1 protein-coding gene is annotated in these 989 nt (G+C 69.1%); it reads right to left on the bottom strand.

What is annotated here, in order from left to right:
• Positions 1–989: polyketide synthase (locus WA788_RS35370; protein WP_335984578.1), on the bottom strand; the 989-nt coding region annotated here is incomplete at both ends.

The raw sequence follows: 989 nt of genomic DNA, 5'->3' as shown, positions 1-989 counted from the left end.
CACCCGCAGACTCCGGCCCCACCTCCGAGACAAACTCCTCCCCCTCCAGGGCCTGTCCGTCGTCGGCAGACCCGTCCAGGACAGGGGCCTGCTGCGCGGGCTGTTCGAGGATGAGGTGGACGTTGGTGCCGCTGATCCCGAACGCCGACACACCCGCCCGCCGAGGACCAGAACCCGCCGGCCACTTGCGAGGGGCGGTCAGCAACTCGACTGCTCCCGCCGACCAATCCACATGCGACGACGGGGCGTCGACGTGCAGGGTCTGCGGAAGCATCCCGTGCCGCATCGCCTGCACCATCTTGATCACACCCGCCACACCCGCAGCCGCCTGCGTGTGACCGATATTCGACTTCACCGACCCCAACAACAACGGACGCGCCGGATCACGATCCTGCCCATACGTCGCCAGCAACGCCTGCGCCTCAATCGGATCACCCAACGCCGTACCAGTGCCATGCGCCTCCACCACATCCACATCACCCGGCTGCAACCCCGCACTCGCCAACGCCGCCCGAATCACCCGCTGCTGGGAGGGACCATTCGGCGCCGACAGACCATTACTGGCCCCGTCCTGGTTGATCGCGCTACCGGCTACCACCGCCAGCACCCGGTGCCCGCGCGCGCGAGCGTCCGACAACCGCTCCAGCACCACGACGCCAACGCCCTCACCCCACCCGGTGCCATCAGCGGCCTCCGCGAACGGCTTGCACCGCCCATCGCTGGCCAATCCCCGCTGCCGCGCAAACTCCGCGAACGCCCTCGGGGTGGCCATGACCGTGACCCCACCGGCCAACGCCAGCGAGCACTCACCCGACCGCAGCGCCTGCGCCGCTAGGTGAATTGCCGTCAACGACGACGAACACGCCGTATCGATCGAAACCGCGGGACCCTGCAACCCCAGCGCATACGCCACCCGACCCGACGCCACACTCGCCATGGTCCCGGTCAGCGCATATCCGTCCGCACCGTCCTGCCCACCGGGCAGCCCC

The organism is Streptomyces sp. CA2R106 (assembly GCF_037034245.1).
Taxonomy (GTDB): domain Bacteria; phylum Actinomycetota; class Actinomycetes; order Streptomycetales; family Streptomycetaceae; genus Actinacidiphila.
The sequence above is the reverse complement of the archived record's forward strand: the minus strand, read 5'-3'. Positions and strand labels throughout refer to the sequence as shown.